The sequence below is a fragment of the Aminobacter sp. P4_H6_2 genome (genome assembly GCF_056400805.1).
In genome coordinates, this window is record NZ_JBFUKO010000347.1 from 1 (window position 1) to 5,724 (window position 5,724).

At 60.3% G+C, this 5,724-nt stretch carries 4 protein-coding genes and 1 pseudogene; 3 read left to right on the forward strand and 2 right to left on the reverse strand.

Annotated features, from left to right (window positions below; all coding sequences use genetic code 11):
• From AC1DUU_RS21235 to AC1DUU_RS21245, 3 genes and pseudogenes are all read left to right on the forward strand, one after another.
• Positions 1 to 260, forward strand: a pseudogene (locus tag AC1DUU_RS21235) (DNA repair exonuclease); the annotation flags it as partial.
• On the forward strand, positions 257 to 3,724 hold the full coding sequence (locus AC1DUU_RS21240) for an AAA family ATPase (RefSeq protein ID WP_476785378.1): 3,468 nt from the start codon (positions 257 to 259) through the stop codon (positions 3,722 to 3,724). The pseudogene AC1DUU_RS21235 and the gene AC1DUU_RS21240, both read left to right, overlap by 4 nt.
• Before the next feature lie 36 nt (positions 3,725 to 3,760).
• The gene (locus AC1DUU_RS21245) at positions 3,761 to 4,129 is read left to right on the forward strand and encodes a ribbon-helix-helix domain-containing protein (protein WP_476785379.1); all 369 of its coding nucleotides are present in this window, start codon (positions 3,761 to 3,763) and stop codon (positions 4,127 to 4,129) included.
• A 51-nt stretch (positions 4,130 to 4,180) separates the two neighbouring features.
• Here AC1DUU_RS21245 and AC1DUU_RS21250 read toward each other — a convergent pair whose 3' ends face one another.
• Together AC1DUU_RS21250 and AC1DUU_RS21255 are read right to left on the reverse strand one after the other, a co-directional pair.
• Positions 4,181 to 5,116: a sugar kinase gene (locus tag AC1DUU_RS21250; protein WP_476785380.1), complete on the reverse strand. Its 936-nt coding sequence runs from the start codon at positions 5,114 to 5,116 to the stop codon at positions 4,181 to 4,183.
• A 78-nt stretch (positions 5,117 to 5,194) separates the two neighbouring features.
• Positions 5,195 to 5,724: SMP-30/gluconolactonase/LRE family protein (locus AC1DUU_RS21255; RefSeq protein WP_476785381.1), on the reverse strand; the 530-nt coding region annotated here is incomplete at its 5' end.

Consider the following 5,724-nt stretch of genomic DNA (forward strand, 5'->3'; position numbering starts at 1 on the left):
TCTCTCCGCCCAGGACGGAGACCCTCGATATCGCGGATCCGATTTTCGAACTCGCTGAATCCATGCGCGCCAATGCCAGCTCGGAAGCCTTCCGTGCCGAAGCGAGGGCATTGGTCCTGAAAACGATTGCRGATCTTCCCCCCGACGGGCGCGACTTCGCCGGAAAGGATGAGGCTGAGCTCGAATTATTCCTCGACAGGGTTCTTGCCAGCGGCACTGACCTGGTCACAGCCCGCCTCAAGGCAGGTGGATTGCAATGAGGCTCCGGCGGCTTGATCTCATTCGTTATGGAAAGTTCACTGACAGGACGATCGAATTCGGCCCAAGACCGGAGTCTGGGCCCGACCTGCACATCGTGTTCGGGCTGAACGAGGCCGGCAAGTCGACTGCGCTTTCCGGCTATCTGGACTTGCTGTTCGGCATCGAAGAACGCAGTCGCTACAATTTCCTCCATGAGTACAGCGCGATGCGTGTCGGCGGCGTGCTCGAATTCGGGGGAGAGGAGCATACGTTCTCGCGCACGAAACAACGGAACAACTCGCTGTTGAACGCTCTGGGGCAACCGGTGAGCGAGGTGGCGATAACGGCCCATCTCGCAGGTCTGTCCCGGGACGCATACGGCACCATGTTCTCGTTGGACGACGAGACGCTGGAAGCAGGCGGAAAATCGATACTGGAGTCGCGTGGCGACCTGGGCAAGCTCCTGTTCACGGCCAGCGCCGGTCTTGGGCAGGCCGGTGACACGTTGAACGCGCTCGAAGCGGAAGCGGACGGGCTCTATCGGAAACAGGCACACGGAACCGAACTTGCGCTTCTCAAGAAGCGACTTGCGGAACTGAAGTCTGGGAAGGATGCAATCGACACATTGGCGTCCACGTTCGAGACCCTTGAGGCCGAACGTCTTGACGCGACTGAAAAATACGATGGCAGCATCACTGAACGGTCGGTGCTGTCGGCGCGGCTCGATACCATTGCGAAGTATCTCCGCGCAGCCCCGATCCTTGCAGATATCCGACGCAAGTCAGCCCGCCTGGCCGAATTGCCTGACATCGCTTCGCCCCCCCGGACATGGACAGGCAGTGTCGCTGAGATGATCGATGACGACGCCAGCCTGAGAACGCGGCTGTCAGCAAACGTCGACGAGGTCGAGCGACTGTCGACAAAAATCGCGTCGGTCGAGATGGACGATGTGATCCTTGCGATCTCCGAGCGGGTTCGCGGACTGGCGGATCGCAAGGTGCGATATATTTCGGCAGGCTTGGACCTGCCCAGTCGCAGGACGGACCTGCAAATACTCGATAGCGCCGTGGCGACATGCCTTGCTGCTCTGGGACGGTCCTCCGAGTCGGACCCTGCCGCGCTGCTTTTGCCTGCTGCCACAGTCGGCGCCGTTCGCAATATGGTCGAACAGCGATCGGGGATCGCCACGAGCGTGCGCGTCGCACGCGATGAAGCGGCGGCAGCCCATGATGCGCTTCAGACGGCGCGAGATCGAGTTGGCGAAGAAAGGGCCGTGCCCGAACCTGCCAGGGCAAGGCTGATCTCGGCCTTGTCGAAAGCGAGGGGGAGTGGGTACGTAAGGGAAATCAAGACGGCACGAGAGGTGGGGGACGAGCGCGAAATTCGATGGGAGGCAGCGATCCGCCGCTTGCATCCCTGGTCGGGAGATGCTCAGGCGCTGGCTGGAATTTTGGTTCCTAGCGCCCGCCAGGTTGGTGCATGGAAAAGTCGCTCGGCAGAGCTCAAGACGAACAGGGAGGTTCTCTGCGAACGTCTTGGAGAATACCAGGGCAATCACGAATTGCTCTCGGCGCGACTGGACGCCCTTCGCGCCTCGGTCGATGTGACCGACGATGAAGCCGCCACCGCCATCCGGCGTGCCCGGGACGAGGCTTGGGCAAGGCATCGGCATGACCTTAAGGGTGAGACGGCCGACGACTTTGCGGCAGTGCTGGCTCGTGACGACAATGTTGGAGCAGTTCGCCTGGCCAACGCGCGCGAGCTCGCTGAAATCCGAACGACCATCCGCAGCCGCGCTGAGGCCACGGCTGCCATCTCGCGGGCGCGCGACCAACTTTCACAGATCGACTTGGACGTGGAAGCAATACTTTCGGAAATCCGCGTGGCGGCAAGAGATCTGCTCGACAAATGCCTGGAGTCTTCGCCTGAGCGTCTAATCGAACTGATCGAGGACCGTACTTCTGCCCGGACCGATGCGCTAGAGGCCTGGGAGGAGATCGAGGTCGCACGTAAGAAGATCGGTCGGGCGACCGACGAGGAAAACCGCATACGCCAGGAGCTGAGCGGGGCGCTGGAGAGCGTCGGCATAAGGTCGGATGCCGGCGAGAGCTTGGAGACGATCATGGTCGTCGCAGAGCTGTTCCTCGACAGGCAGGTCAAAGTCGACGCCGAACGCGCCGAGGCGATCAAAACGGTTAGCGCGCAGGAGGAGTATCTGGCAGCCAGACGACGGGCCATGGACGTGGCAGAAAGGCGTGAGGACGAATGGCTGGCCGGCGTTGCGGAGGCGCTCAAAGGCACTTGGCTCGAGAATGGGCTTTCGGCGCCCAGTGTCGGCAACGTACTTGATCAACTGGCTGAACTGTCCAAAACCATCGAGGATCGGGATGCGATGCAGCTCCGCATCGGCAAGATGCAGGCAGACAGAGATAGTTTCATTGTCGAGGTTACCGCTGCTGCAGCCGAGGCGGGTGACCCACCGGACGACGAGCCGGAACAGCTGGCGATCCGGCTTGCTGAGCGCCTGGAACGCGCCGATCGCAGTCGCGAGGCGAAGACAAACCTCGTCAACGACCTACAGCGCCTGCGAGATGCTCGTGACACCCTAGACGTCGAAATTGCGGCGCATGAGCGCCGTAAGAATGAGGTCCTGGGCGTCTTTGGTGTAACGACCCTAACCGAAGTCGTGGAACGCGACGAGCTGCTGCGCGGGAGGGATCGTCTGCGCGTTGCCGTGGCCGAACTTGAAGAGCAGTTGTTGGCCGAACTCGCGGTGGAGGGGATCGCGCAGGCGCGTTCGATATTGGATGCTCTCGATTTCGATCGCCTCGCAATCGAGAGGGCCGAAAGCGAGCAACGGCTTCAGGGTATCGACGAAACGATCCAACAACAGCTTATCCGGCAGACGCGAGCGGCCGACAAGCTGGACGCCATTGGCGGCGACAGCGCTGTCGCCCGAATAGATGCCGAACGTCGCACCGTCCTTCTGGAAATCGAGGAAAAAGCTGTCCGTTACATCGAGTTGAAACTGGGCGTTTTGTCCGCTGGAAATGCTCTGCGCGCATACCGCGAGCGTCATCGCTCCGCTATGATGGCGCGTGCATCGGACGCTTTCGTGCTCATCACGCGCGGTCAATACTCGGGTCTGGCAACCCAGCCTGTAAAAGGCGGCGAGGTCCTGATCGCATTGCAACGCGACGGGCAGTCCAAGGTCGCCGACGCTTTGTCAAAGGGCGCACGTTTTCAACTCTATTTAGCCCTGAGGCTTGCCGGCTACTACGAATTTGCCCAGTTTCGACCCTCAGTGCCATTCATTGCCGACGACATTATGGAAACCTTCGACCATGTCCGGTCCGAAGAGGTTTTCAGGTTGTTTGGAGAGATGGCGAGCGCGGGCCAGGTAATCTACCTGACCCATCACCAGCACCTGTGCGAGATCGCCAAAACGGTTGTGCCGGGCGTAACGATCCACGAGCTCGGATAGCTGTACGTACTCAAACACCTGTCGCGAGGCTGGCATTTGGTTCAGGCGGCCATTGTGCAAACGCCACACAGAAGGGCAATCAATGCTGACCGCTGTTTCTACTGGCGGCGGGAGTTCAGTACCCAGAAAGGAGATGTTCTTGCCGCCAAAATTGCTTATTGTTGTTCCATGACCACGATGAGCATTTCGGTGCCTGATACGCTCAAATCATTCGTCGATGAGAAGATTGCCGGCCGTCCTTGTGGCATCAGTCGTGAACACGTCTGCGAGTTGATTCGCAAGGATCAGGATCGTCAGCACTTGCGCCAGCTACTGCTCGACGGTGCAGCGTCGGCGCCCGCAGTGCCTGCCGTGGCCACAAGACGGCGTGAGCACGAAGCCCTTCGTTCCGCTCCAAGCTCGTAGGGACTTAGAAGAGGACCATGCGCGAGGCTGATGACAAGGTCACCCCTTGGTTCATCGATCTCGACGGTCCGCGGGGATGAGCGCCCCCGGGGTTTGCACGACAGTTCGTGCTGCGTCGTGCGCCATTGGTGCAGCTCTCAACGGCGACTGGTCCAGCATTCTGGCTGCGAGGTATGTGCCATTAAACGCATCACCTGCACCGGTTGTGTCGACAACCTTGGAAACCGCGCCTGCCGGAACTAAATGGCTCGCCCCGTCGAAACATACCGTCGCGGGGTTTGGACCATCCTTCACAACTACCTCCGAGCAACCTAGGGCCAGGAACCGTTCCGCTGTGGCCTGCGGAGACGCATCGCCAAACAGCTCGGCCTCGTCATCGTAGGAGGGCAGCACGAAATCGGCCAACCGGGCAGTCTTGGTCAGTACAACCCTTGCCGTTTGCGTGTCCGACCACAATCGCTTTCGGTAATTCGGATCGAACGCGATACGGGCACCAGCCTGCTTCGCATCCTGAAGTGCCCCAAATAGCGTCGCCCGCGCGGCCTCGCCAAGAATTGCAAGGGTAATTCCCGACACAAAGATCAGCGAGGCCTTTTCAAACGCTGCATCCAGTACGCGTCGTTGGTCCGCCAGTCGTGTAGCCGCGGAATCCTTCCGCCAATAGCTGAACGAGCGCTCGCCCCTGTCCAGATGCACCATATAGAGGCCCACGGTCCGATCGGGGTAGCGGATGATATGGGATGCGTCGATGCCGGCACCTTCGATGAAGGACACCATCGCATCCGATGTCCGGTCGCGTCCCACCGCGGTCAGGTACCTGACGGCATATGTCTCAGGTAGAAACTGCCGCGCCGTCCAGGCGGTGTTGAAGCTATCGCCGGCATAGCCCAACCGATAGAAATCGCCTTCGTCCGGCGACATTTCCACCATGCACTCACCGRCAGAAACAAAGAGCGGGCTAGCGCCTTGCTGCGTAATCGCCAACATGGGAACATCCTTCGTATCAGGCAATTTCGCCGCGTCTTGCCGTGATCAACAAAACCCGGCCGACAGCCGCGAGTGCGCTTACCCAAACACCAGACCGAGATCGATCTCGGCAATGTGCCAGCGGCCAAGGTTGGCCGTGTAAAGCTTCCGGCCTTTCAAAGCGACGTTGGTCGGGTGCGCCAGGGTTGTTGCGCCCGGATCTTCGATCAAGAGGCTGAGCCCGCGATCCTCGCGCCAACTGTAAATCCGGCTCGGCTCGTAGCAAGCGATCAACAATGAACCGTCAGGGGCGAAAGCCAGGCCGTCGGGCACATTGTGCACGCCTTCGACGACGACACGTTTCCGGCCCGCCGAACCGTCGGTCTCGATCGGCACGTAGCTCACGCAAGGGGCGTCRGTTTCGACGACGTAAAGTCCCTTGCCGTTATGAGCCATGACCATGCCGTTGGCGAAGGCGAATATTTCCCTGCACCATGGTCCGCCTTCGCCTGTCTCGAGGTCGAAACGGAAGACGCCACCGGCCTCGCCGGCACTGTCGGAAACGTAGAGCCAGCCATTCGCTTCGTCGACAACGGGATAGTTCGGCACCTTGATGCCCGCATCAGCGA

Bases quoted from the DNA above. Each gene is read 5' to 3' on its own strand.
- AC1DUU_RS21240 (WP_476785378.1), top strand. From the start codon at position 257: ATGAGGCTCCGGCGGCTTGATCTCATTCGTTATGGAAAGTTCACTGAC.